This window comes from Telluria sp. AC161 (assembly GCF_979258535.1).
Genome location: NZ_OZ409861.1, coordinates 2070229 through 2094841 on the forward strand (window position 1 = coordinate 2070229; position 24613 = coordinate 2094841).

Below are 24613 nucleotides of genomic sequence, written 5' to 3' on the forward strand. Positions count from 1 at the left end.
ACATCATGAACCGACTCGTACTCGCCGCGCTGCTCATCCCCGCAGTGGCCGCGCCGCTGGCGCACGCCCAGGCGGATGGCATCCGCGTGACCGTCCAGCAGGACCTGGCAATCGCCCGTCCCTCCGAAACCATCTCGATCCCGTGGAAGGATGTGAACGCTGCCCTGCCCGGCGCGATGGTGCAGAAAATCGCGGTGAAGGATGCGCGTGGCCGTGTGCTGCCGCACCAGGTGACGAATATCGCGCCACAGGCGAAGGACCCGAAGAATGAGGGCATCGCTTACGGTGAACTGCTGTTCCAGCACAGCTTTGCCGCTGGCGAGAAAAGCGCGGGGTTCACCATCGAACGCATCGACGGCGTCGCGCCGCCGTTCCCGGTCAAGACCTTCGCGCGTCAGGTGCCCGAGCGGCTGGACGACTTCGCGTGGGAAAACGACAAGATTGCCCACCGCACCTACGGGCCGGCGCTGGCGGCGCCCGCACCGCCCGGCGTCGTCAAGGAAGTCCTGGTGACGAGCGGCCTGGATATCTGGTTCAAGCGCGTCGAGTATCCGATCGTCGACCGCTGGTACAACAAGGGCCACGACCATTATCACAAGGACGAGGGCGAAGGCATGGACATGTACAACGTCGGCAAGTCGCGCGGCGCCGGCGGTATCGGCGTCTGGAGCGGCGAGGCCTTGTACCCGGGCGTGAACTACGCAACCTTCAAGATCCTGGCCAATGGCCCCATCCGCACCGTGTTCGAACTGCACTACGCACCGTGGGACGCGAACGGGCGCCAGGTCAGCGAAGTCAAACGCTTTACGGTCGACGCCGGCCAATGGTTCGACCGTATCGACAGCACCTTTACCGCCAGCGGCGACGGGCCGCTGACGGTGGCCGTGGGCCTGAACAAGACGCCGGCCGACAAGGGCCAGTCCCCAAAAATCGCCACCACCCGCGACGGCAAGGTGCTGCTGCAGTGGGTCGAGCAATCTACCAATGATGCGTTCGGTACCGCGGTCGTGCTGCCAGCGGCCGAAGGCTTCGCCCAGGATGCGCTCAACGACCTGATCGTGGCCAAGGCCACGCCGGGCACGCCGCTGCGCTACTACGCCGGCGGCGCCTGGCGCCGCGCGGGCGAGATCACCAGCCGCGAACTGTGGCAACGCGAGGCGGCAACCGTCGCAGCGCGCGACGCCAGCCCGGTGCGCGTGACCATCGCACCGACCAAAGGAAACTGACCATGCCATTTCACCCGAAACGCCGCGCCCTGCTGCGCACCGTGCCGGCAGCCTCACTGCTGTTCTCCGGCGTCACCGCGGCTGCCCCCGCCGCCACCGCCCGCAAAGCTGCCACGTCACCTGACCCGTGGCAGCGCGCCAACGAAATCATCGCCCGCTTTGCCACGCCACTGGTATTTCGCAAGGAAGACTTCGACGTCACGGCCTATGGCGCCAAGCCGGCATCGATGGTGCAGGTGCGGGGCCAGGTTGCTTCGCTCGTCGATGGCGTGCTTGACACGCCGGCGCCCGGGTCGCCCGACAGCTATCCGGCCATCGCAGCCGCCATCGCCGCCTGCCACGCCAAGGGGGGCGGGCGCGTCGTGATCCCGAAAGGCGACTGGTACTGCGCCGGACCGATCGTGCTGCGTTCGAACGTGCACGTGCACCTGGCTGCCGGCGCGCGCGTGCACTTTTCGGCCAACCCTGATCACTACGCGCGCCACGGCGCGCATGACTGCGGCGTCAATGGCAAGCTGGTGCTCTCGCGCTGGCAGGGCAACGATTGCCTGAACTATTCGCCGATGGTCTATGCGATCGACCAGCAGAATATCGCCCTCACCGGTGAAGACTGGACCAGCATTCTCAACGGCCAGGGCGGCGTGCCGTTCGAGCCGGGCTTCGCGCAGCAAGCCGAATGCTGGTGGGACTGGAAGGGCCGCGCCCAGTCCGGCCAACCAAAACGCACCCGCACCGAGGTCGCCGCCAACCCGGCCAACGCCCAGCTCGACCGCGTCGTTCCCGGCATCGACGCGGGGCTGCAGGCGAGCATCCAGGGCGAGGGAAATCGCTGGCAGACCGACTCGCGCTACCTGCCGGCGCTGTCCGAGGCCGGCGTGCCGGTTGAACGGCGCGTGTTCGGGCATGGCCACTTTCTGCGTCCGTGCATGATCGAGCTGATTGGCTGCAGCAAGGTGCTGCTGCAGGGTTACCAGGTCAATGCCGCGCCGTTCTGGCTGCACCACCCGGTCGATTGCAAGGACCTGCTGATTCGCCGCGTGAACATGGAAAGCCTGGGTCCGAACAGCGACGGCTTCGATCCGGAAGCCTGCGACGGCGTGCTGGTCGACGAGTGCCAGTTCAATAATGGCGACGACTGCATTGCGATCAAGGCCGGCAAGAACAGCGATACGCAGCATGGCCCGACGCGCAACATCGTCATCCAGAATTGTGTGATGAACAGCGGCCATGGCGGCGTCACGCTTGGCAGCGAGATGGCCGGCGGGATCGAGCACGTCTACGCGCAGCAGCTTGATTTTCGTAACACGCACTGGAAGGACGATCCGCTGAACACGGCGATCCGGCTCAAGACGAACATGAACCGCGGCGGTTTTCTGCGCCACCTTTACGTGCGCGACGTGACGCTGCCCAATGGCGTGGCGCTTGAACCCGGCCTGTACAAGCCGCTCGCCGGCGCGCGCGACATCAAGCAGCCGGTCGCCTCTGGCGCCGGCGCCATCGTCACGATCGATTGCGATTACGTGCCGGGCGACGACGCGATACGCAATCGCCCGCCGCAGGTGTCGGACATCGATATCCGCAACGTCCGCACGAAGAATGTCGATACGGGCAAGGGCCAGTTCTCGTGCTACCAGGCGTTCGTGCTGCTCGGCCCCGTGGCGTCAAGCTTCAACGGCAAGCCAGGCACGGCGATCCCGCCGATCGCGCGCGTGCGTATCAGCGACTCGGACTTCGGCACACCCGTCAACACCGCGCAACCGTGGTTCGTCCACAACGCCGTGGACATCACGCTGGACAACGTCACCATCGGCGGCAAGCGCTACAAGCAGGTCCTGCATAAAAAGACCTGACTCGCAACAGGTCAGTCCAAATTAAAATATTTTTTAATTGGCCTGACCAAAATTGCAAGTTGTGTCATAGAATCTAAAAACTGGCCTGACCAGATAAATAAATGCAGCGCCGGTGGACCTTTCGTGTCCACCCCGATAAAAACGCATGGAGACAGCATGAACCAACACCCGCACCGCGCATCGCTGCGCAAACTCACCCTGTGCCTGCTCGGCACGGCCTCGGTATCCGCCATGTCGCTGGGCCCCGCGTTCGCGCAGGAAGTGGCCGCATCGCCGACGGGCACAGGCGCAGCGCAAACGGTGGTCGTCACGGGCCTGCGCGCCTCGCTCGAAAGCGCCCTGAACGCCAAGCGCCAGGAAAACGGCATCGTCGACGTCATCAAGTCGGAAGACATGGGCAAGTTCCCCGACACGAACCTGGCCGAATCGCTGCAGCGGGTGCCGGGCGTCGTCATCGACCGCGATGCCGGTGAAGGCCGTTCGATCACGGTGCGCGGTCTGGGCCAGGACTTTACGCGTGTGCGCATCAACGGTATCGAGGGCCTGGCCACCACGGGCGGCACCGACAGTTCGGGCGGCACCAACCGTGGCCGCGGGTTCGACTTCAACGTGTTTGCGTCTGAACTGTTCAGCGCCCTGACGGTGCGCAAGAGCTCCTCGGCCGACGTCGACGAAGGCTCGCTGGGCGCCACCGTCGACCTGCAAACGCTGCGTCCGTTCGACCTGAAAGGCTTCAACGCTACCGTCGCCCTCAAGGGCAAGTACAACGACGGCTCGGAGAAGACCGATCCGCGCGCGGCCTTCATGATTTCGGATACGTTCTTCGACCGCAAGGTCGGCGTACTGGTCTCGGGCGCGTTCTCGAAACGCCGTGTGCTGGAAGACGGTTTCAGCACCGTGCGCTGGGATAACGGCCCATCGTCGGGCGGCTGGTGCGCACCGCAAGGCGCTGCCGCCAACCCCACCAATTCGACGGCGACCACCTGCGGCCCGGCCGCGCAGGGCGTTGCGCGCCTGCCGAACACCCCGGCAAATCTGGCCGCCTACAACGCTGCCAGCAGCCCGGACAACTTCCATCCGCGCCTGCCACGTTATGGCCGCCTGACCCACGACCAGGATCGCCTGGGGCTGACCGCCTCGGTGCAGTGGCGTCCGCAGCGCGGCACCCTGCTCACGTTCGACATGCTGTACTCGAAGCTGGACGCCACGCGCCAGGAAGACTTCCTGGAAGCGACCTCGTTCAGCCGCAGCGCCAGCCAGGGCGGCAAGCCACAAATGAGCGTGGTGCAGGCCGAGTACGCACCGAACGGCGCTCTGCTGTACGGCAAATACAATGGCGTCGACATCCGCTCCGAGCAGCGCTTCGACGAGCTGAAAACCACTTTCACGCAGCCGACGCTGACACTGGAACACAAGCTCACCGACACCCTGAGCATGAGCGCCCGCTATGGCCGCGCCAATTCGAAGTTCCGCAATCCGGTGCAGACCACGGTCACGCTCGACGCGTTGAACGTCGACGGCTACACGCTCGATTTTCGCGGCGACGACCGTCGCCCGGTCATCGGCTATCCGTTCGACCCGATGGGCAATCGGCTCGGCCTGGTCGGCGTGCCGCAGGTGGCCAGCGGCACCCAGCCGTCCACGGTCCCCAACACCACGACCAGCGAGATCCGCACCCGTCCGCAAGGCACCGACAACGTCAACAACGTCGGCCAGTTCGATCTGGCGTGGGAAGCCAGTGACATCTTCACGATCAAGGGCGGCGTCAACAGCAAGAAGTACAGCTCCGACACCTACGAATTCCGCCGCGTGAACCAGAACGACACGATCTTCGCGCCGCCTGCAGGCGCCACCGGCCTCACGTCCAACCTGACCGGCTTTGGCAGCAACCTGGGCCTGCCAGCGGGGAACGCGAGCGGCTGGGTCGTGCCGAACCTGCAGGCGATCGCCGCTGCCTACGACATCTACTGCAACTGCATCAAGAGCGGCCCTGCCGGCGGCCCGGGCGACTTCAGGCTGTCGTCGATCGAGAACGGCAACGCACGCGGCAACAACCGCTCGGTCACCGAGAAAAGCGATGGCCTGTACCTGATGGGCGAATTCCGCTACGACCTGTGGAACATCCCGGTGCGCGGCAACGTCGGCGTGCGCCACGTGAAGACGGATCTGTCGACGACCGGCTACCAGGCTGCCGGCGGCGGCACCGCCGTCACGGTCGATCACGATTACAAGGACACGCTGCCGTCGTTCAACCTGGCTGCGAACATCACCGACGAATTCATCGTGCGCGTCGGCGCCGCCAAGGTCATGACGCGCCCGCAACTGGGCTTCCTGTCGCCGGGCGGCAGCATCGCCACCACGGGCAACCTGTCGATCAACACGGGCAACCCGTTCCTGAAACCGTTCCGCGCCAAGACCTTCGACACCAGCTTCGAGTACTACTTCAAGAACAAGGCGTTCGTCGGCGTGGGCCTGTTCCAGAAAAACATCGATACCTACATCCAGAGCCTGCGCACCAACGTGGCGTTCCGCGATTCGGGCCTGCCATTGTCGCTGCTGCCGGCGAACTTCACGGGTGAAGAAGTGTTTGCGCTGACCACCCCGGTCAATACCGACGGCGGCAAACTGAAAGGCTTCGAGATCAACTACCAGCAGCCGTTCACGTTCCTGCCTGGCTGGGGCAAGAACTTCGGCACGCTGCTGAACTACACCCGGGTCTCGTCGAAGATCGAATACCTGGTCTCGCCGACCAGCGACGCGCGCATCACGGACGACCTGCTGAACCTGTCGCCGAAAGCATGGAACGCCACGCTGTTCTATGACGACGGCAAGTTCAGCGCGCGCGTCTCGGCCGCCCAGCGCTCGGGCTTCGTGACCCGCGTGCCGGGCCAGAACAACAACGACGTCGAAGGCAAGAACGAAACGCTCAACGTCGACCTGTCGTTCTCGTACAAGGTCAACGACCAGCTCGAGTTCACGCTCGAAGGCGTCAACCTGACCAACGAAGAAAGCGACCAGTTCATCAGCCGGGCGCGCAACAGCGTCGTCGTCAACAACGTCACGGGCCGCGAATATCTGTTCGGGCTGCGTTACAAGTTCTGACCGAACGCGTCCTCGCGTCCTTGGGCCCGCGCTTGCGCGGGCTTTTTTTCGTCTGCGCCCAGCCGTTCAACGCACCGGGGCATGCCGTAGGGTGGGCGGGTTTCCCGCCCACGCGTCCAAACCAACGTCGCACCGAGGCATGCCGCGGTGCGTTGAACGCGTGGGCGGCGTAGCCGCCCACCCTACCGATGTTGCCAGCGTCCCCCGCCCGCGCCCGCATGCCACAGCGGCACGCCGGGGCATCCCTTGGCTTCAGGTACGCTACAATCTACGGCCCGCGACGCACGCGATTTTCTTCAACCTGCCAGCGAAAGACCCATGAGCACCTCGACCGAGATTGACAACGGCCTCCCCCTCGACATGACCATCTTCGGCGGGATGGGCGACCTTGCCATGCGCAAGCTGCTGCCCGCCCTGTACATGGCCTACCTGCACGGCAACTTGCCGGCATCGACCCGCATCCTGTCGACCGGTCGCCAGGACTATGACCGCGCCGCCTATCTCGCCTTCATCGAAGAGCATTCGCGCTCGTTCATCAGCGGCGACAACTTCAACGAGAAAAGCTGGGCCGGTTTCCTGGATCTGCTGGTCTACGTGAAGGTCGACGTCGCTGAGGCGCCGGTCTTCGACACGCTGCGCGACGTCTCGCGCGATGGCGCCCAGCGCGTGTTCTATCTTGCGACGGCGCCATCGTTGTTCACGATGATCTGCGACAAGCTCGCCGCCACCGGCCTGGTCGACGCCAACGCACGCGTCGTGCTCGAGAAACCGCTGGGCCGCGACCTGGCCTCGGCGGTCGAGATCAACGAGGCGGTCGGCAAGCATTTCGCCGAGTCGCAGATCTACCGCATCGACCACTATCTGGGCAAAGAGACCGTGCAGAACCTGATGGTGCTGCGCTTCGGGAACTCGATCCTGGAACCGCTGTGGCGCGCGCCGAACATCGCCAGCGTGCAGATCACGGTGGCCGAAGAAGTCGGCGTGGGCAGCCGCGCGGGCTTCTACGACAGCGCCGGCGCGATGCGCGACATGGTGCAGAACCACCTGATGCAACTGTTGTGCATCGTGGCGATGGAACCGCCAACCTCGCTCTCGCCCGACGCCGTGCGCGATGAAAAGCTCAAGGTGCTGCGCTCGCTGCGCCGCATGGGCCTGGCCGATATCGCGCGCGACACCGTGCGCGGCCAATATTCGCGTGGCGTGAGCGGCAACCAGGAAGCCAAGGGCTATCACGAAGAAAGCAACGTGCCGGCCGACAGCCACACCGAAACCTTCGTCGCCCTGCGCGCCCACATCGATACCTGGCGCTGGTCGAAGGTGCCGTTCTATCTGCGCACCGGCAAGCGCATGGCGCGCCGCTCGTCGAAGATCGTCATCGAGTTCGCCAATCCGCCGTTCCCGCTGTTCCCCGAAACCCCGGGTGGGGTGGCCAATCGCCTCGTCATCGAGCTGCAGCCCGAAGAAGCGATCAAGCTGCAGATCTTCGCCAAGCAGCCGGGCAGCGGCATGCTGATGCAGCAGGTCGCGCTGAACCTCGATCTGCAATCGGCATTCGCGCAGCGCCGCGCCGAAGCCTATGAGCGCCTGCTGATCGACGTCGTGCGGGGTCGCCTGACGCACTTCATGCGCCGCGACGAACTCGAAGCGGCGTGGGAATGGGTCGAGCCGATCATCAACGGCTGGGAGACGCTGGGCGAAAAACCGCACGCGTACGCGGCCGGTTCGTGGGGGCCGCCGGAATCGTTTGCGCTGCTGGCGCGCGACGGGTTTGGCTGGGTCGAGTAAGCGACTCGACCACCCACTGGCGCGGCCTCAGGCCGCGCCGGCTTCCAGGTTGGCGCGTACGCGCGCCAGCAACGCCATCAAGCGGGCCTGCTCGTCCTTGTCCAGCCCTGCCAGGGCAATCTTTCCCAATGCGCCGCTTTGCCGGCGCAGTTCCTCACACACCGCCTGCCCTGCACTGCTCAGTGTCAGCCGGGTACTGCGCCGATCCGTTTCGTCGGCGGTCGCATCGAGCATCCCCGCATCGCGCAAGCCCTTGATCAAGCGTGCAACCTGCGCCTTGTCCCGGCCGGAATGCGCGACCAGATCGCTCTGCGTCGCGCCAGGATGACGGCCGAAAAACCGCAGCACCTTGATTTCCATGTGCGCCAGTTCGTGCGAACCCGACTGCACATCGGCTCGCAGGCCGCGCATCTGCTGCGAACGATACAGGTGCACAATTGCGTGCATCACCTCGAGCGCATCTTCGCCGCTTTTTTGGTTGACTCTATCAACTTCTTTTTGCATAATGGTGGACGTTATCAACTAATTGATGGAGTGTAGCATGAGTGAAACCGACATCCCCACGATCGAACGCGTGCGCCACGACCTGAAACTGCGTGAGGTCACCGTGGCGCGCATCAACCGCGTCAGCCCCGGCTTTGCCAGCATCACCTTCCAGGGCGAGGCGCTGGCGGACTTCACGTCGCTATCGTTCGACGACCACGTCAAGTTCATGTTCAACGACGCCAGTGGCGAGCAGGTACGGCGGGATTACACACCGCGCCGGGTCGACACCCACGCCCGCGAGATCGACATTGAATTCGCACTGCACGGCCATGGCGGCGCGGCCGAGTGGGCGCGCAATGCGACCGTCGGTCAACGTGCGATCATCGGCGGGCCGCGCGGCTCGATGATCCTGCCGATGGCGATGGACTGGCACCTCTTGATCGGCGACGACAGCGCCCTGCCGGCCGTGACGCGCCGGCTCGAAGAATTGCCGGCAGGCGCGCGCGTCGTCGCGGTGCTGCTGGTGGATGCAGCGGACCGCCGCGCGTTTGTGACCCGCGCCGATGCCCGCATCCACTGGGTCGACAGCGACGACGCGCTGTTGCAGGTGCTGAAGGCGCTGCCGTTGCAGACCGGCGCCGGGCTGGCCTGGGGTGGCGGCGAAGCGGCGCTGATGGCGCGTGTGCGCCAGGTGCTGGTCGAGACGGGCATGCCACGCCAGGCCGCCAAAGTATCGGCCTACTGGAAACGCGGCGTGGCCGATCATCACGAGCGCCTGGACTGACAGGGCAGCCGCTCAGCGCGGATAGGTAAACCCGGTGGCGATATCCATCGGCACCAGGCGTTTGCCATCGCGTACCATCAGGCGGTCGGGCGGCTCGTCGCCGGCCAGTGCGCCCGGTGTGTTCAACAGCCCTTCGCCCTGGCGCACGAGCGGGTCGCTGCGTTCGTAGACGTTGCGGCAACCGGTGGCTTTCAATAGCGCCTGCACGACCGGCACCTTCCACATGTCGACACCGGCGGCGTTGAATTGGCAGATCAGATAGCCCTCGGCGCCACCATACTGATGCACCTGCAGGCCCGGCAAGCCATCCTTTTCACCATCGATCAACCCGATCAGCGCCTGCGGATCGGCAGTGCGCAGCGTAGCGGCGCGCTTGTCGATGGCGGCCTGCACGCGGCGCTTGATCATCGCATGGTCGACCGGCTCGTCCTCGCGCAACGACCACATGCGCCCGACGATCTGCGACTTGGCGTTGTAGGCGGCGCGGCCGATGAACTGGCGGGTCGACGTTTGCACGATGGCGGTGATGCCCGGCTTGTTGCGTTCGTGGCCCTTGCCGTCGACTTTTTCGACGGCCGACAGGTAAATCCACGGGTCGCCGGCGAGCAGGGCTTTTTCCTTGCCCTGCTTGATGGTGATGATGAGCATGTGTGACTTTCGTTTGCAGGACGGGGATGATACAGCAATCGCGCCCCCTCACTGCCCTTGAATAGCGGCCTCAGTCCACCGGCGTGGGCAGCGGCTCGCCGTTGAAGTGTGCGACCAAATTGGCCACCGCCAGCGCGCCCATCGCGCGCCGCGCTTCGACCGTGAAGCTGCCCACATGCGGCGTGAGCACGACATTGTCCAGCGCCAGCAGCGCCTGCGGCACCTGCGGTTCGTTCTCGAACACGTCCAGGCCCGCGGCGCCCAGCCGGCCATCCTGCAACGCCGCGACCAGCGCCGCTTCGTCGACCACGGTGCCGCGCGCGATGTTGATCAGGGTACCTTGCGGGCCCAGCGCCTCGATGATGGCGCGGTCGATCATGCCCTGCGTGTCGGCGCCGCCCGGCATGCACAGCACGAGCATGTCGCTCTCTTGTGCCAGCGCGAGGAGCGTCGCACTGCGCTGCGCGGGCGCCGGCCCGGGGCTGCGCTGGTAATAGCGGATCTGCAGCCCGAACCCCTCCAGGCGCGCGGCAACGGCCTGGCCGATGCGCCCGAAGCCGACGATGCCGGCGACCTTGCCCCTCAAAGCGCGTGCCTGCACGTGCCCCAGCGGCGCCTTGGCCAGCCAGTCGCCGGCGCGCACGTAGCGATCGAGCACCGGCAGGCGGCGCACTGTCGACAACAGCAGCAACACGGCGAAATCGGCCACGTCGTCGGTCAGCACGTCGGGCGTGTTGGTCACGTGGATGCCCTTTTCGGCCAGCAGCGACAGCGGCACGGCATCGACACCCACGCCGTGCACCGTCACGATTTCAAGACGCGGCAGCTGCGCCACCAGCGCGGGCGTGACGCCAACCGTACCGGTGGTGAGCACGCCGCGGATGCTGCCGGCGATCGCGTCGAACGCGGCGTCGCCCGCGTGCGGAATCGCCTTCATGAAGTGACAGTCGAAGGCTTGCGCCACCTGTTCGCGCACGTCGTCCGACCAGACGCTGCCCAATACGAGAATGCTCGGTTTCATCGTTCAACATCCTGCCGTTTCGTCGTGGAAGATGGCCCGAGTATGACAGAGGCGCGGCTTGCCGGGCGCGGCGCAGGGTAGAATGCCGGGCTTTGCCACTGCATGAACGCCGCCGTGCACAGCTTCCCAGTCAACCCGCCAAACCCGCGTATCGCGTCGATCGACGTCGTGCGCGGCCTCGTCATGCTGATCATGACGCTCGACCACGTCCGCGAAACCTTCTACCTGCAGCATCAGGTCAGCGACCCGATGGATGTCGCGAGCACCGACCCGGCCCTGTTCTTTTCGCGCCTTGCCGCGCACTTCTGCGCGCCGATGTTCGTGTTCCTGACCGGCCTGTCGGCCTGGCTGTATGCCAATCCGGCGAGCGGACCGAGGAGCGCCACGGGTTTTCTGGCCACACGCGGCGCCTTCTTGATCTTTCTCGAAATCATCGTCATCAACTTCGCCTGGACCGGCACCTTCACGCCGCACACCGTCTATCTGCAGGTGATGTGGGCGATCGGCCTGTCAATGCTGGCGCTGGCCCTGCTGCACCGCCTGCCGCTGCCGCTGCTGGCGGCCATCGGCGCGACGATCGTGGCCGGCCACAATGCATTGGCCGGCGTGGCGTTCGCGCCGGACACCTTGGCCGCCAGTGCCTGGACGATCCTCGAGCAGCGCGGCAATCTGATGGACGACCCGGTGCGGGTGCGCATCAGCTATCCGCTGCTGGCGTGGATTGGCGTGATCCTGCTCGGTTACGCCTGCGGGCCGCTGTATGCGCGCGGCATGCCCGCCGCGCAGCGCCGGCGCTGGCTGATGCTGGCCGGCGTGGCCAGCCTGCTGGTGCTCGCGCTGCTGCGCACCTGGAACGTGTATGGCGAGCCGCTGCCATGGACGCCGCACGAGACGCTGCTGCGCAGCGCGATGTCGTGGCTGAATTTCACGAAGTACCCGCCATCGCTGGACTTTCTGTTGCTCACGCTCGGCGTGGGCGTGCTGGTGCTGGCCTGGATCGAGCGCATCGACGCTGGCTGGGTACGGGTCGCGGCCGTGTTCGGCGGCGCGCCACTGTTCTTTTATATCGCGCATCTGTATCTGTTGCTGGTGGCGCAGCGGGTGGCCGCGTTCGTGCTGGACCTGCCGCGCGTCGATGTCGGGCATGTCTGGCAGGTCTGGCTCGGCTCGGTCCTGCTGGCGCTGCTGCTGTACTGGCCAACAAAGCGATTCGGGCGCTACAAGCGCGAGAGCGGCAAGGCCTGGGTCAAGTACCTGTAGCTACTGGCTGCAATGTCGGCATGGCCATTGCCGGCGTGGCCCGGGTGGTAGCGAGCGCAAACCCCATGGCGATTCCTGCACGCCCCGATTGGCGCAGATCGCCGAAGCAGGTACAGTTTGAGGGTCGTCACTTCGATGGGATCGCCATGTACGCCAGCAACTGGACTACCCTGGGGCCGCAGCAAGTACAAGCCCTCAGAAATATGGACCGCAGCCGCCAGGAACGCGGCCGGCAACTCGAGCAGGCCGGTCACGGCCCGCAGGAAACGCCGTTCACGGTCATCCTGGCCGAAACGGGCCTGCAACTGCGCCGCTACGAACCTGCCGCCACGGGCGGGCCGGCGGTGCTGCTGGTGCCGGCGCCGATCAAGCGCGCCTACATCTGGGACCTGGCGCCCGCCATCAGCGTCGTGCAGCGCTGGCAGGAGCGCGGCTACCGCGTCTATCTGGCCGAATGGCTGCCGATGCCCGATGGCGACCCGGCCGTCGGCCTGGCCGACTATGGCGACCGCATGCTGGCGAGCTGCCAGCGCGCCATCCAGGCCGATAGCGGCGAAGCCAGCCTGACAGTGGTGGGCCACTCGCTCGGCGGCATCCTCGCCGCGATCTACAGCGCCATGCATCCCGAGCACGTGACGGCGACCGTACTGCTCGAATCGCCGCTGCGCTTCGGGCACGGCGCCTCGTGCTTTGCGCCGCTGGTCAAGGCCACGCCCGATGCGCGCCAGATTGCTGACACCTTCCGTCACGTGCCGGGCGCCTTCCTCAACCTGATGAGCGCGATGGCCGAGCCGCAGGCCTTTGGCTGGGAGCGCGCAACCGACCGCTGGCTGTCGCTGTTCGACCCAAAAGCGCTGGCCACGCACATGCAGGTCGAGCGCTGGAGCCATGACGAATTCCCCCTGCCGGGCAAGCTGTTCGTCGACATCGTCGAGTCGCTGTATCGCAACGATGACTTCATGGCCGGCCGGCTCGTCATTAATGGCCGCACCATCGGCCCGGCCGACCTGCGCTCGCCATTGATCAGCGTCGTCGATTTTCGCAGCAAGGTGATTCCGCCGGCCGCCATGGTGCCATTCCACGAGGCGACCTCGAGCGCGCGCAAGCAGGTGCTGCAATACCATGGCGACATCGGCGTGAACCTGCAGCATGTCGGCGTGCTCGCCGGGCGCAACGCCCATGCGACGCTGTGGCCCACCATCTTTGACTGGCTCGGCGCGCCCTCGGCGTCAGGCGCCTGATCCGCGGGCCGCAGCGCGCTCTGCGCCGCGGCCGCTTCCTGTCCACCTCCACGAGTATCGCTGGCACCTGTTCCAGTGGCGCCATCGGTCATCCCTCGAGCTACCTCCCTCCTGGCCTGCCCATCCGTTGTTCAATAACAAGTTGACACCCGCAGATGAGAATGGTTATCATTCCGGGCGATCAGTCATGTGGTCATGGCTGGCGCAGATCATCCGGATCCCGGGTAGTCGCCTTACGTACCAATCACGAACAACAGGAAACAACGATGGATAAGCTGGTTCGCCCTGTCGGGCATCTTCACTTGACGACACTGACGGTCTGCGTGGGCCTTGCCCTGCCGCTACTGGCCCAGGCCCAGTCCACCGACGCGGGCACCACGTCGATGCCGCAAGTGCAGGTGCAGGCCCAGAAGCTGGGCGATGCTGTCGGCTCCTACACCATCGGCCGTACCCGCACCGCCACGCCACTGGACATGTCGCTGCGCGACACGCCGCAATCGGTGTCGGTCATTACCCAGCAGCGCATCGAAGACCAGGGCCTGCTCACCATCACCGACGTCGCCAACAACGTCACCGGCGTCTCGGTCAACCAGTACGAAACCCACCGCGCCAGCTTCACCGCCCGTGGTTTCGAAGTGACCAATCTGCAGATCGACAATATCCCGACCACCTGGGATGCTGCCTGGAGCGCGGGCGAAGTGCTGGGCAGCCTGGCCCTGTACGACCGCGTCGAAGTCGTGCGCGGCGCCACCGGCCTGATGACCGGCGCCGGCACGCCATCGGCCGCGCTGAACCTGGTGCGCAAGCGCGCCTTCGGCAAGAAGCTGGACGGCACGATCGAGGCCACCGTCGGCCGCTGGGACAAGCGCCGCATCATGGCCGATGTCTCGACGCCTTTGAACGCATCGGGCAGCATCCGTGGCCGCGCCGTGGCCGAGTACAGCGCCGGCGACAGCTGGGTGCAGTATCTGGAAAACAAGGATCGCACCATCTACGCCACCGTCGAAGCCGACATCGGCCGCAACGGCACCTTCTCGACCGGCTTCTCGCGCCAGAAAATGAGCCCGCGCGGCTCGATGTGGGGCGGCCTGCCCTACCGCTACAGCGACGGCTCGATCATCGACTGGGACCGCTCAAAAACCACCGCCGCCCCGTGGGCCGGCTACGAAAACCAGTACGACAACTTCTTCGGCGACTACGAGCACCGCTTCGCCAACGGCTGGAAGCTGCGACTGACCTACACCGACGCCACCCGCGACGGCGACTCGCACCTGCTGTACCTGTCGGGCGTGCCGGATCGCGTGACGGGCTCGGGCCTCAATGCCTTCACGGGTTCGTACGTGATCCAGACCAAGCAGAAGGATTTCGGCGTGCACACGAGCGGCAAGTTCACGCTGGGTGAGCGTCAGCACGAAGCTGCCTTCGGCTACCTGCATGCAAAAACCGACTTCAATTCGAACAACCGGCTTGCCAACTACGATGGCGCCAGCCAGGTGGTGAGCGACATCAACAACTGGAACCCGGCGTCGTACCCGACGCCAACCTTCGGCCCGCAAGCGTTCTATGAAGGCAGCGAAACCACCCAGCAAGGCCTGTACGGCATGGCGCGTTTCACGTTGACCGACCGCCTGAAAGCCGTCGTCGGCGCACGCGTGACCAAATATGAAAAAGAAGGTTTTGGTGCTGCGCCTTACTCGCTCAAGTACGACAACGAGATCACGCCGTACGCCGGCCTCGTGTTCGACCTGAACGACACCTACTCGCTGTACGCCAGCCACACCAGCATCTTCGAGCCGCAGAACCTGAAAGACTTCGCGGGGAATATGCTCGACCCGATCGAAGGCAAGGCCAACGAAGCGGGCATCAAGGGCGAATTCTTCGACCGCCGCGTGAACGCCTCGCTGGCCGTATTCCACCTGAAGCAGGATAACCTTGGCCAGGCCGCGGGCCGCATCGACCGCGACGGTGCGGCCGGGCCGCTGCTCGAAGAAAGCTACTACCGCGCCGCCCAGGGCGCCACCAGCAAGGGAATCGAGCTGGACGTATCGGGCGAGATCGTCTCGGGCCTGAACGCCAGCGTCGGCTACGCGATTTTCCGCGCCAAGGATGCGACCGGCGTCGACTTCAACTCGATCTACCCACGCAAGACGCTGCGCGCGTTTGCCAGCTATCGCCTGCCGGGCCAATGGAACAAGCTGACCGTCGGCGGCGGCGTGAACTGGGAAGGCAGCACCTACACGGTCGACGGCACCGTCGCCCCTGGGATTGACGGCCGCATGGAGCAGGAGTCGTACGCGCTGGTCAACCTGATGGCGCGCTACGAGTTCAACAAGCAGTTGTCGGCCCAGCTCAACGTCAACAATGCGACCGACAAGAAAACCTTCGCCATGTTCGCCGCCTACAACCAGTTCACGTACGGCGCACCGCGCAACACGTCGCTGACGCTGCGCTACAGATTCTGATGGGGTAAGGCAGTCAGCGCGTCGCCACGGCCCCGACCGCATCGCGCCAGGGGCAATTTTGCGCGGCAGCGAACCCCTTCAGAAACGCGCGCCGCACCGAGCCCGCCGCGATGCAGGCCGAGACGTGCTTCGAATGGCGCTCTGCTCCGCTTAGCTTGCGCACCCAGCCGCGAAACGGAATCAACCCTTCGGCCGTACGCTGGAGAACGCCGACCGCCTGGTCCTGGGCCAGCGATGAAGCGCGGCGCACCATCGAGAGATCGGTTGGCGACACCGCCGCGTCGAGGTCCGCACCCAGTACCTCGTCCAGCGCGCGGATTTCCAGCGACAGCGCCACGCAGTTCTGGCTGGCTGGAAGCTGGTAGGGATTCTTCAGCGCTGCCAGCAGCACGCCGGGAACATCTTCTCTTGTCACGTTCAGGTCGGCGAGCGGCGTGGTCGCTGCCGTCCCGATCCTGGTCGCGGTCGTCGATGCACAACCCGTCAGTACGACGAGCGCAGCGATACAGCCAAGCCGGTAAAACAGGCACTTACGAATCGTCGTCATGATTGAATTATTTCTAGTTGGAAATGAATTCAACTGTAGCGAGTGCAGCCCAGCTCGCCAGCACGCACATCAATCGTGCGCAGTAAAATGAACGACAATTGTCAAATCAGGAGTCACACATGAAACGAACCGCACTCGTCGTTGGTGTTACCGGTATTGGTGGCAATCACACTGCTCGTGAATTGCTGGCGCAAGGCTGGGATGTGATTGGCCTGTCGCGCCGCGCACCGCGCGACCTGCCGCAGGTGCGCCACATCGCCGCCGACCTGCTCGACCCTGCTGCGCTGGGCGCTGCGCTGAAGGACGTCGCCCCGACCCACGTCTTCATCACGACCTGGATGCGCCAGGATACCGAAGCCGAGAATATCCGCGTCAACGCCGCACTGGTACGCAATCTGCTGGACGCGCTGTCGTCGCACAAGAGCGTGCGCCATGTCGCCCTGGTCACGGGCCTGAAGCATTACCTGGGGCCATTCGAAGCGTACGCCAGTTCGGGGACGCTGCCCGACACGCCGCTGCGCGAATCGCAGCCGCGCCTGGCGCTCGAGAATTTCTATTACGCGCAGGAAGACGAAGTCTATGCTGCTGCCGAGCGCGACCGCTTCACCTGGACCATTCACCGTCCGCACACCGTCATCGGCCTGGCGGTTGGCAATGCGATGAACCTCGGTACCACGCTGGCCGTGTATGCAACGATCTGCAAGGAGACGGGCCGCCCGTTCCAGTTCCCCGGTTCAGCCGCGCAGTGGAATGGCATGTCCGATGTGACCGATGCCCGCATGCTGGCCAAGCAGCTGGTCTGGGCCGCCGACACCGATGCATCGCGCAACGAAGCTTTTAACATCGTCAATGGCGACGTGTTCCGCTGGAGCTGGTTGTGGCCGAAGCTGGCCGCGTTCTTCGGCGTTGAGGCGGCCGGTTTCAATGGCACCGTGCAGCCACTCGAAGCGGCGATGGCAAACGATGCGCCGCTGTGGCGCGACATCGCGGCGCGCCATGGCCTGGTGGAAGCCGATCTGGATCGCCTGGCCTCGGCCTGGCATACCGACCTCGATCTGGGCCGGCCGCTGGAAGTCATGACCGACATGAGCAATAGCCGCCGCCTTGGCTTCACGGCCTACCAGGCCACCGATGCATCGTTCTTCGACCTGTTTGAACGCCTGCGCGCAGAACGTCTGATTCCGTAATTAACACGGCAGGTGCGACCGCTCGTATCGCAGTCGCACCGTAACGCCATGTTCAAGCAACAGCGGCAAGTCGCAGCGGCGCAGTGCCAGGCGCGGTGCGCCCTTGCCGGCTTGTCTCGCCACTGACGTTGGCAAGCCGGAACTGCCCCACCAGGCTGGCCAGGCCCGATGCCTGCGCCTGCAGTTCCTGCGATGCGGCGGACGCTTCTTCAACGAGCGCCGTATTCTGCTGCGTCATGCCATCCATTTCGCCGATCGCGTTGCTCACTTCGCCCAGGCCGACGCTCTGCTCGGCACTAGCAGTTGAGATGTCGCCCATGATTTCGGTCACGCGCTGCACGCTTTCCATCAGGTTCTGCATGGTACTGCCGGCGCGCTGGACCAGTTCGGAACCCGTGTCCACTTTGCCGACCGAGTCTTCGATCAGGACCTTGATTTCCCTGGCGGCGCTCGCCGAGCGCTGCGCCAGGTTGCGTACTTCACTGGCCACGACGGCAAACCCGCGCCCTTGTTCTCCTGCGCGGGCTGCTTCCACGGCCGCGTTGAGCGCCAGGATATTCGTCTGGAACGCGATGCCGTCGATCACCGAAATGATGTCGACGATACGCTTGGATGACGCATTGATCGACGCCATCGTATCCGTCACCTGGAGCATGACCGCACCGCCTTCCTGCGAGACGGAGGATGCCGACTGTGCGAACGTGTTGGCCTGCTGTGCATTGTTGGCGTTTTGCTGGACGGTCGTGGTCAGCTCTTCCATGGCAGATGCGATGCGCTCCAGTGACGACGCCTGTACCTCGGTGCGTGCGGCCAAGTCGCCGCTGCCCTGGGCGATTTCCGACGAGGCACTGGCAATTGCATCCGTGCCATGGCGTACCTTGCCCACGATGGATGCAAGGCTGTCGCGCATGGTCTTCACCGAGAACAGCAGGCTCGTGCTATCGCCCGCGCGCACATTCACGTTCGTGGCAAGGTCGCCGGAGGCAATCAGGTTGGCGATCTGGGCGGTATAAGCAGGCTCGCCACCCAGCTGTTTGAGCAGCAGGTTCTTGATGGCGGTCGAGATAACAACACTTAGCACAAACGCGACGATGGTCAGCCCGATGACCCAGTTGCGCGCGGCAGCTTCGGCATGTTCGGCCGAGGCGTCAGCGTCGGCCAGCTCCCGTTCAGCATTGGCGACGAGCACCGCAATGTCGTTGACGATCTGACGGCGCAGCGGGCTGCACTCTTCGACCAGGAATTTTCCGAACGCCTCCATCTGACCCGCTTCACGGAACTTGCGCGGTTTTTCCAGCGCAGTGGCCATCGCCAGCAATCCTGCGCGCACCTTGTCGAACTGGGTATCGCCGGCAAATGCGGGCGACATGCCTTCAAGCGCACTGAGATACACCTTTTTCTGCTGATCGACCAGATCGAGCTCGTTTCTGGCCTGCGCGTCGCTGGTGAAGACGTAGGCATTGCGCGCTGCCAGCCCGGTCTGGGCCAACGCTTCACGCGCAACATACAGCGGCTTGAGGTGTTCTTTGTTAACGCGGTGAAGTTCCTTCGTTGCGCCGTGAATCGCCGTCAAGCCGAATAGAGAAAACGCGCCAAGTAACAGCATCAGCGCGGTGACCAGGCCAAACCCCAACGTGAGTTGGGTGCCGATTTTCATGTTCTTGAACGCATACATAATTTGCCTTAAAAGAGTTTCCGCTAGTCACCATAATACTGAGTTAGACAAGCGTTAATGTCAGTAAAAATCCTCTCAACAAAGGCGATGCAAGGCGCTTAATGTATTTACTGTTGCCGTGAAACAACATATTGAACGATGGAACGCGGTGCTCCTACCAGGCGTCCACGAGCATTGAATTTCAATGCAAGCTCGCCCTCGAAGACCACCGATTTTGAAACAACAAATTCCGCTGGATCAGACCGAAATTAGCTGAAAGTGATAAAATATTTCCCTTGCACAATAAAGATGATCAAAAAATAATATCTTTGATCTCTACTTTTCATGACCGATCTCGCCGATATCGCCCAATGGCGCGTCCGTATTTTTGCCTCCCTCATGTCGACCTTGCGGATACTGGCAATCATCGGCGTGGTGCCCAGTGCGGCGCTGGCTGTGTATCGGGGCGCACTCGCCGTTGCACTGATGGATGCCGTCGCACTGGCCTGGATCCTCGTCATCTGCCGCATCAAAACGCTCGACTACAAGTGGCGTGCCCTGAATTACCTGGTCATGCTGTTCAGCGCGGCGGTATGCACGATGATGACCGTCGGGCCGCTGGGGTTGTTGTACCTGCTGGCGGCACCGGTCATGTCGGTCATTTTATTGGGCGTGCGCGCCGGGCTGATCATGGTGGCACTCGGTGCGGCATCCATGATGGTGCTTGGCCTCACAGGCTTAAGCCATTTCCCGATAGACAACGCCGATGCCAACTCCTTCGGCACCGTTGCGATCTTTACATTGAACTATGCCTGCGTTGGCGGGTTCATCACACTCACCTGCGGCAAGCTGTTAAAGGGATTGTCCGCATCGCTGGACGGCCAGCGCTTCGTGGCCGAAGCCCTGGCCGAACGGCAGGCTGCCTTGAGTGAATCGAACGATGATTTGCGCCTGACCTCGGCAGCATTGGCCGGACTGAACGATATGGTGTTGATCGCCAGGGTTGCCCCCGACGGAAGCCCGAAGCACCCGGTCATTTTTGCCAACGCAGCGTTCGAGCGCCGCAGTGGCTACCGTGCCGATGAAATCATCGGGTGCAGCATGCGCATACTGCACGGTCGCGATTCGGAAGCGGCGGTCGTCGACAAGATCGCGCTGGCAATGGCCCGGCAAGAGCCGGTCTCGGGCGAACTCATCCACTACACCAAGTTCGGCGAACCGTGCTGGATCGAAGTGGAGATGGTGCCATTTGCCAATCAGAGCCGCGAGGTCACCCACTGGGTTGCCGTGGGTCGCGACATCACCGAGCGGCGCCGCTCGGCCGATGCCATTCACCAGCTGGCATTTTTTGACGTGCTGACCGGTTTGCCGAACCGGCGCTTGCTGATGGAACGGCTGGACCTGATGGTGGCGCGCACACATGCGGGCGACAGCATGGGCGCGGTGCTCTACATTGACCTGGACAATTTCAAGCACGTCAATGACGCCCGCGGCCATGCGACCGGCGACGCCGTTCTGCGCCATATCGCCGCATGTCTGTCACGCGCCGTGCATCCCAAGGATACGGTGGCGCGCCTCGGTGGCGACGAATTCGTCGTGCTGGTCGAGCATCTCGACTGCGCGACGGGGAGCGCCACCCACGCCGCGCTGGCGCTTGCCGGCAGGGTGCGCGCGGCCATGACCGAAGGCGTTCACATCGACGGCCAGTTGTATCAACTCACCGGCAGTATCGGTATCGCCCTGCCAACGCGGCCCGGGCATACGGTGCCGGACCTGCTCCGCGAAGCGGACACGGCGATGTATCACGCCAAGGACAACGGGCGCAATGGTGTGGCGCTGTTCGAGCCTGGCATGCTGGCCGAAGCCGAGAACAAACTGATCCTGGAGCGCGACCTCGCCCATGCCATCGCCAACGATGAACTGGCATTGCATCTGCAACTGCAGGTGGACCACGATGGCACGCCCATCGGGGCCGAAGCCCTGCTGCGCTGGCGCCGGGCAGATGGCGTGCTGGTGCCGCCGGACGTGTTCATCCCGGTGGCCGAAGCATCCGGTCAGATCGTGGCGCTCGGCGCCTGGGTGTTGCGCCAGGCCTGCCTGACCTGGTGCGAGCTTGACCGGGTAGGCCACGCACTGCCGCTGTCGATCAACATCAGCCCGCGCCAGTTCCGCGAGCCGGATTTTGTGTCACAGGCCAAGGCGATCATTGGCGCCTCCGGTGTGCCGCCACAGCAGCTGATCTTTGAAGTGACCGAAGGCCTGCTGGTCGACGACCTGGACCTGACGATTGCGCGCATGGACGAACTGGCCCAGTTCGGCATCCGCTTTTCAATCGACGATTTCGGCACCGGTTACTCGAACCTGGCCTATCTGCGGCGCATGCCGCTGTATGAACTCAAGATCGACAAGAGTTTCATGCGCGATATGCCGCACGACATCAATGGCACCGCCATTGTCCAGTCAATCCTGGCCATGGCCGGCCATCTGAAGCTGCGCGTCGTTGCCGAAGGCATCGAAACCGCTGAACAGGCGCACTTTTTGACCGAGCATGGCGGCCCCTGCATGCAAGGCTACCTGTTCTGCCGGCCAATGGCGCTGTGCGATCTGCTTGAGCGCATGACGGCTTCCCGGCAGGCCCTCACGAAGCTGGAAGTCGTAGCCGGCTAACGCGGCCAGGAGATCGCCACGGGATGTAAATGAGCGCCTGCGCCCGGATAGGCAATACCTGCCAGTTAAACTCTGTGTCAGCGTGCTTCAACAACCGGGATTACCTGCTGACCTCTGGTCGTACTACGAATCCTTTGTAATGCAGATTTTCCCGACTGGCATATGCGTGTTGCTGCAGGATGCTGCTTCGGTTTTGGTCACGGCAATCAAGCCTGTATCGACATCGTTGTCGATCAAGTCAATACCACGCTGAAGGGCCTCCTGCAATGGCATGCCTTGCTCGATCCAGCCATAGACAGTGCGGGCAAGCATGTGACGTATGATGTGCTCACCCACCCCAGTGGCAGCGATTGCACCCAAGGGACCCGCATAAAAGCCGCTACCGACAAGGGCCGTGTCGCCAACGCGGCCAAGGAGCGAAGGGGCCGAACCGCCTGTCGAGCCGGCTACGGCGAAGTGGCCATCGGGACCACGTACCACTGCGCCCACGGTATCGTGCGACTGGCTAGACGGCAGCGCCAAAGGGATCTTGTAGTTCCAGAATTGCTCGAACAGCCGGTTCTCAATGCCTGGCATCACTGGCGCGGAACCGGCAAGTTCGCTCAGGAGCCTGGTGTGCTTTTCGTGCTGACTGCTGCGAATCGGCTGCGCTCTTTCGTGACCCAGCGCGCGGGCTAATCGGTCGGCGCCTTCACCAATCAGGAAAACGTGCGGCGTATCAGCCACCGCGCGTGCCAGCAAGACAGGATTGCGCACGTCACGCACGCCGGCGATGGCAGCGAGGCGACCGCGTGTATCCATGACGGACGCATCCATCTCGATGGTGGTACCGTCCAGGCACAGTACAGCACCGGTGCCCGCATTAAAGCGTTCGTCTTCTTCGAGGACGACGACCGCAGCGATCGCCGCCGCAAGCGCGTCGCCGGTTTCAAGCATGCACTCGCGGCCGCGCCTGGCAGCGGCCTCGCAGCCGTCAGTAAATTCCAGCGGCTCGCCTGCACCGCCGTGCGTAACGATGGCGAAGTCGTCTAATTCTCCCGTCATTACATCAGTCCTTTGGTTTAGTTGCTACACCAGCGAATGCAGTCAATTCATTGAGCGCATTATGCAAATCCAGGCAGATAAAACCTATCGGAAGTGCTGCAGCAGGTATGTAAGATTGTCCTTACAAAGATTTGCAGCTTACTGTGATATTCAGAATGGAACGCCGGCGAGCCACTATCGACGCCCAAACCAGTAGTACAACCGGTGTATCGAACATTGGTGTTCTGGCATGCTGGTAAAATAAAATGACATCCAACGATGTGATGGCAGATGACGATTAATATGTGCGGTTATCACTCACAAACGCTATTCAAAGGCGAGCGTGATTACCAGATAAGGAATAAAGCATGAGTAATGGAAATGTCGCGTTGGTGGTCGGTGCAAGCGGAATTATCGGCAATGCGCTGGTAGAAACATTGGCTGCCCATCCCGACTGGACGGTGCGGGCGTTGCGACACACGGAAGTACAGGGTGTCGCGACGATCGATGCCGATTTGCACGACGCCGCAGCCACTGCTGCAGCCCTGCGTGATGCCAGTGACACGACCCATGTATTTTATGCCGCGCTGGCGCCTCATTCTGACCTGGGTCACGAGGAAGTGGTCAACCTTGCCATGCTGGAAAATCTTCTCGATGGCCTCAAGGTAACAGGCGCACCGGTACAGCGGGTAGTACTCTACCAGGGCGCCAAGGTGTACGGGGTCCACTTGGGCAAGGTTCACGCGCCATTTTACGAAAACGATCCGCGCTATCTTGGCCCCAATTTCTATTATGCCCAGGAAGACTTGCTGTGTAGCCGCGCTGAACGCGATGGCTTCGACTGGTCCATATTGCGCCCGGACGTCGTCGTTGGCAGTACGGCCGGCAATCCAATGAATATCACCGTCACGATGGCGGTGTACGCCGCCTTGAGCCAGGCACGCAGGTTGCCGCTGCGGTTTCCAGGCACATCGGTGACCTATCGCGATGTACTGGCGCAAGTAACGGATGCAAGCTGGCTGGCGCGTGCGAGCCTGTGGGCAGCGCTGGCCCCAGCGGCGCGCAACGAGGCGTTCAATCTCGTTGGAGAACCATTTCGCTGGGAACGCATCTGGCAGCACGTCGCTGACAACTTCGGTATGGACGTGGCAGCGCCGCAGCCGATGTCGCTGGCGCGACAGATGCCGTCGCTGGCAGGCGAATGGGAGAAACTGGCCACGCGCCTTGCCTTGCAAGGGCCAGCGTTCCAGAAGCTGGTCAGCTGGGGGTTCGGCGACTTTATTTTCAATTGCGAATTCGACGTCATTTCCGATATGGGAAAAATTCGCCGTACAGGCTTTGTCGAGCCATCTGACAATGAGCGCTGGATTCAAACAGCACTGCACCAGTTAAGGCAGAAGAAAATCATCCCATGACCAGGTAAGTTGCCAGGCGTTATACAAGCAGACCATTCCAGCCAATAATATGACGGTGCTGAACGCCGACGGTCTCGAAAGGTCGCAACCGGCCAAGGCTGCGTAGAAACGCTTGCTCTACGCGTTTCCGTGGGCCGTTCTAACATTCCCGACTTTGAGAAATTGCCGTACCTAGCGTGTTGAAAAGCCGGGTGCCGCGACCAGCGCAGCGTCTGCAATGGGCGTTTTGCTCTACACTTCCAACTGCCCTTTTGC

17 protein-coding genes are annotated in these 24613 nt (G+C 63.4%); 11 read left to right on the plus strand and 6 right to left on the minus strand.

Annotation, left to right across the window (positions count from 1 at the left end; all coding sequences use genetic code 11):
• Window positions 1–5: 5 nt before the first annotated feature.
• The 4 genes from ACZ0AJ_RS09325 to zwf all read left to right on the plus strand — a co-directional run bounded on the left by ACZ0AJ_RS09325 (window position 6) and on the right by zwf (window position 7963).
• A complete protein-coding gene (locus tag ACZ0AJ_RS09325) occupies window positions 6–1226 on the plus strand; it encodes a DUF4861 family protein (RefSeq protein WP_499454070.1) in 1221 nt (406 codons plus the stop codon).
• A gap of 2 nt (window positions 1227–1228) precedes the next feature.
• A complete protein-coding gene (locus tag ACZ0AJ_RS09330; protein ID WP_499454072.1) occupies window positions 1229–3076 on the plus strand; it encodes a glycoside hydrolase family 28 protein in 1848 nt (615 codons plus the stop codon).
• Between the two features lie 156 nt (window positions 3077–3232).
• Window positions 3233–6178: a TonB-dependent receptor gene (locus ACZ0AJ_RS09335; protein WP_499454617.1), complete on the plus strand. Its 2946-nt coding sequence runs from the start codon at window positions 3233–3235 to the stop codon at window positions 6176–6178.
• A 318-nt stretch (window positions 6179–6496) separates the two neighbouring features.
• On the plus strand, window positions 6497–7963 hold the full coding sequence (gene zwf / locus ACZ0AJ_RS09340; RefSeq protein ID WP_258834341.1) for a glucose-6-phosphate dehydrogenase: 1467 nt from the start codon (window positions 6497–6499) through the stop codon (window positions 7961–7963).
• 27 nt (window positions 7964–7990) lie between these two features.
• Here the strand turns inward: zwf and ACZ0AJ_RS09345 are convergent, their stop codons facing one another.
• Window positions 7991–8467 carry a MarR family winged helix-turn-helix transcriptional regulator gene (locus ACZ0AJ_RS09345; RefSeq protein ID WP_499454075.1) on the minus strand — a complete coding sequence of 159 codons (477 nt, stop codon included), beginning with the start codon at window positions 8465–8467 and terminating at the stop codon, window positions 7991–7993.
• A gap of 37 nt (window positions 8468–8504) precedes the next feature.
• Between ACZ0AJ_RS09345 and ACZ0AJ_RS09350 the strand changes: the two genes are divergently transcribed.
• Window positions 8505–9233, plus strand: a complete 729-nt coding sequence (locus tag ACZ0AJ_RS09350; protein ID WP_499454076.1) for a siderophore-interacting protein — start codon at window positions 8505–8507, stop codon at window positions 9231–9233.
• 12 nt (window positions 9234–9245) lie between these two features.
• Here ACZ0AJ_RS09350 and ACZ0AJ_RS09355 read toward each other — a convergent pair whose 3' ends face one another.
• On the minus strand, window positions 9246–9881 hold the full coding sequence (locus tag ACZ0AJ_RS09355; RefSeq protein ID WP_499454078.1) for a class I SAM-dependent rRNA methyltransferase: 636 nt from the start codon (window positions 9879–9881) through the stop codon (window positions 9246–9248).
• A 70-nt stretch (window positions 9882–9951) separates the two neighbouring features.
• Window positions 9952–10902, minus strand: a complete 951-nt coding sequence (locus tag ACZ0AJ_RS09360) for a 2-hydroxyacid dehydrogenase (RefSeq protein WP_499454079.1) — start codon at window positions 10900–10902, stop codon at window positions 9952–9954.
• A gap of 114 nt (window positions 10903–11016) precedes the next feature.
• Here ACZ0AJ_RS09360 and ACZ0AJ_RS09365 point away from each other — a divergent pair, with 114 nt between their 5' ends.
• The 3 genes from ACZ0AJ_RS09365 (at window position 11017) to ACZ0AJ_RS09375 (ending at window position 15865) form a co-directional block, all read left to right on the plus strand.
• Window positions 11017–12162 (plus strand): acetyltransferase domain-containing protein, encoded by a 1146-nt coding sequence (locus tag ACZ0AJ_RS09365; RefSeq protein ID WP_499454080.1) that lies wholly within the window; start codon window positions 11017–11019, stop codon window positions 12160–12162.
• A gap of 146 nt (window positions 12163–12308) precedes the next feature.
• Window positions 12309–13403, plus strand: a complete 1095-nt coding sequence (locus ACZ0AJ_RS09370) for an alpha/beta fold hydrolase (protein ID WP_499454081.1) — start codon at window positions 12309–12311, stop codon at window positions 13401–13403.
• A 266-nt stretch (window positions 13404–13669) separates the two neighbouring features.
• Window positions 13670–15865: a TonB-dependent siderophore receptor gene (locus ACZ0AJ_RS09375; protein ID WP_499454082.1), complete on the plus strand. Its 2196-nt coding sequence runs from the start codon at window positions 13670–13672 to the stop codon at window positions 15863–15865.
• A gap of 13 nt (window positions 15866–15878) precedes the next feature.
• Here ACZ0AJ_RS09375 and ACZ0AJ_RS09380 read toward each other — a convergent pair whose 3' ends face one another.
• The gene (locus ACZ0AJ_RS09380; RefSeq protein WP_499454083.1) at window positions 15879–16412 is read right to left on the minus strand and encodes a hypothetical protein; all 534 of its coding nucleotides are present in this window, start codon (window positions 16410–16412) and stop codon (window positions 15879–15881) included.
• A gap of 119 nt (window positions 16413–16531) precedes the next feature.
• Between ACZ0AJ_RS09380 and ACZ0AJ_RS09385 the strand changes: the two genes are divergently transcribed.
• Window positions 16532–17599, plus strand: coding sequence for an SDR family oxidoreductase (locus ACZ0AJ_RS09385; protein WP_499454084.1), 1068 nt, complete (start codon window positions 16532–16534; stop codon window positions 17597–17599).
• Between the two features lie 52 nt (window positions 17600–17651).
• Here the strand turns inward: ACZ0AJ_RS09385 and ACZ0AJ_RS09390 are convergent, their stop codons facing one another.
• Window positions 17652–19256, minus strand: a complete 1605-nt coding sequence (locus tag ACZ0AJ_RS09390) for a methyl-accepting chemotaxis protein (protein WP_499454085.1) — start codon at window positions 19254–19256, stop codon at window positions 17652–17654.
• A gap of 342 nt (window positions 19257–19598) precedes the next feature.
• Here ACZ0AJ_RS09390 and ACZ0AJ_RS09395 point away from each other — a divergent pair, with 342 nt between their 5' ends.
• Entirely contained in the window at window positions 19599–21920 is a 2322-nt protein-coding gene (locus ACZ0AJ_RS09395; RefSeq protein ID WP_499454086.1) for a putative bifunctional diguanylate cyclase/phosphodiesterase, read from the plus strand.
• A gap of 123 nt (window positions 21921–22043) precedes the next feature.
• Here ACZ0AJ_RS09395 and ACZ0AJ_RS09400 read toward each other — a convergent pair whose 3' ends face one another.
• Window positions 22044–22964: an isoaspartyl peptidase/L-asparaginase gene (locus ACZ0AJ_RS09400; protein ID WP_499454087.1), complete on the minus strand. Its 921-nt coding sequence runs from the start codon at window positions 22962–22964 to the stop codon at window positions 22044–22046.
• Window positions 22965–23311: 347 nt separating this feature from the next.
• Here ACZ0AJ_RS09400 and ACZ0AJ_RS09405 point away from each other — a divergent pair, with 347 nt between their 5' ends.
• Window positions 23312–24358 carry an SDR family oxidoreductase gene (locus tag ACZ0AJ_RS09405; RefSeq protein ID WP_499454088.1) on the plus strand — a complete coding sequence of 349 codons (1047 nt, stop codon included), beginning with the start codon at window positions 23312–23314 and terminating at the stop codon, window positions 24356–24358.
• Window positions 24359–24613: the final 255 nt, after the last annotated feature.

Coding starts and splice junctions, on each gene's coding strand:
- ACZ0AJ_RS09380 (WP_499454083.1), bottom strand. CDS start 16,412: ATGACGACGATTCGTAAGTGCCTGTTTTACCGGCTTGGCTGTATCGCT.
- ACZ0AJ_RS09350 (WP_499454076.1), top strand. CDS start 8,505: ATGAGTGAAACCGACATCCCCACGATCGAACGCGTGCGCCACGACCTG.
- ACZ0AJ_RS09360 (WP_499454079.1), bottom strand. CDS start 10,902: ATGAAACCGAGCATTCTCGTATTGGGCAGCGTCTGGTCGGACGACGTG.
- ACZ0AJ_RS09400 (WP_499454087.1), bottom strand. CDS start 22,964: ATGACGGGAGAATTAGACGACTTCGCCATCGTTACGCACGGCGGTGCA.
- zwf (WP_258834341.1), top strand. CDS start 6,497: ATGAGCACCTCGACCGAGATTGACAACGGCCTCCCCCTCGACATGACC.
- ACZ0AJ_RS09405 (WP_499454088.1), top strand. CDS start 23,312: ATGAGTAATGGAAATGTCGCGTTGGTGGTCGGTGCAAGCGGAATTATC.
- ACZ0AJ_RS09355 (WP_499454078.1), bottom strand. CDS start 9,881: ATGCTCATCATCACCATCAAGCAGGGCAAGGAAAAAGCCCTGCTCGCC.
- ACZ0AJ_RS09330 (WP_499454072.1), top strand. CDS start 1,229: ATGCCATTTCACCCGAAACGCCGCGCCCTGCTGCGCACCGTGCCGGCA.
- ACZ0AJ_RS09335 (WP_499454617.1), top strand. CDS start 3,233: ATGAACCAACACCCGCACCGCGCATCGCTGCGCAAACTCACCCTGTGC.
- ACZ0AJ_RS09385 (WP_499454084.1), top strand. CDS start 16,532: ATGAAACGAACCGCACTCGTCGTTGGTGTTACCGGTATTGGTGGCAAT.
- ACZ0AJ_RS09390 (WP_499454085.1), bottom strand. CDS start 19,256: ATGAAAATCGGCACCCAACTCACGTTGGGGTTTGGCCTGGTCACCGCG.
- ACZ0AJ_RS09370 (WP_499454081.1), top strand. CDS start 12,309: ATGTACGCCAGCAACTGGACTACCCTGGGGCCGCAGCAAGTACAAGCC.
- ACZ0AJ_RS09395 (WP_499454086.1), top strand. CDS start 19,599: ATGACCGATCTCGCCGATATCGCCCAATGGCGCGTCCGTATTTTTGCC.
- ACZ0AJ_RS09325 (WP_499454070.1), top strand. CDS start 6: ATGAACCGACTCGTACTCGCCGCGCTGCTCATCCCCGCAGTGGCCGCG.
- ACZ0AJ_RS09375 (WP_499454082.1), top strand. CDS start 13,670: ATGGATAAGCTGGTTCGCCCTGTCGGGCATCTTCACTTGACGACACTG.
- ACZ0AJ_RS09345 (WP_499454075.1), bottom strand. CDS start 8,467: ATGCAAAAAGAAGTTGATAGAGTCAACCAAAAAAGCGGCGAAGATGCG.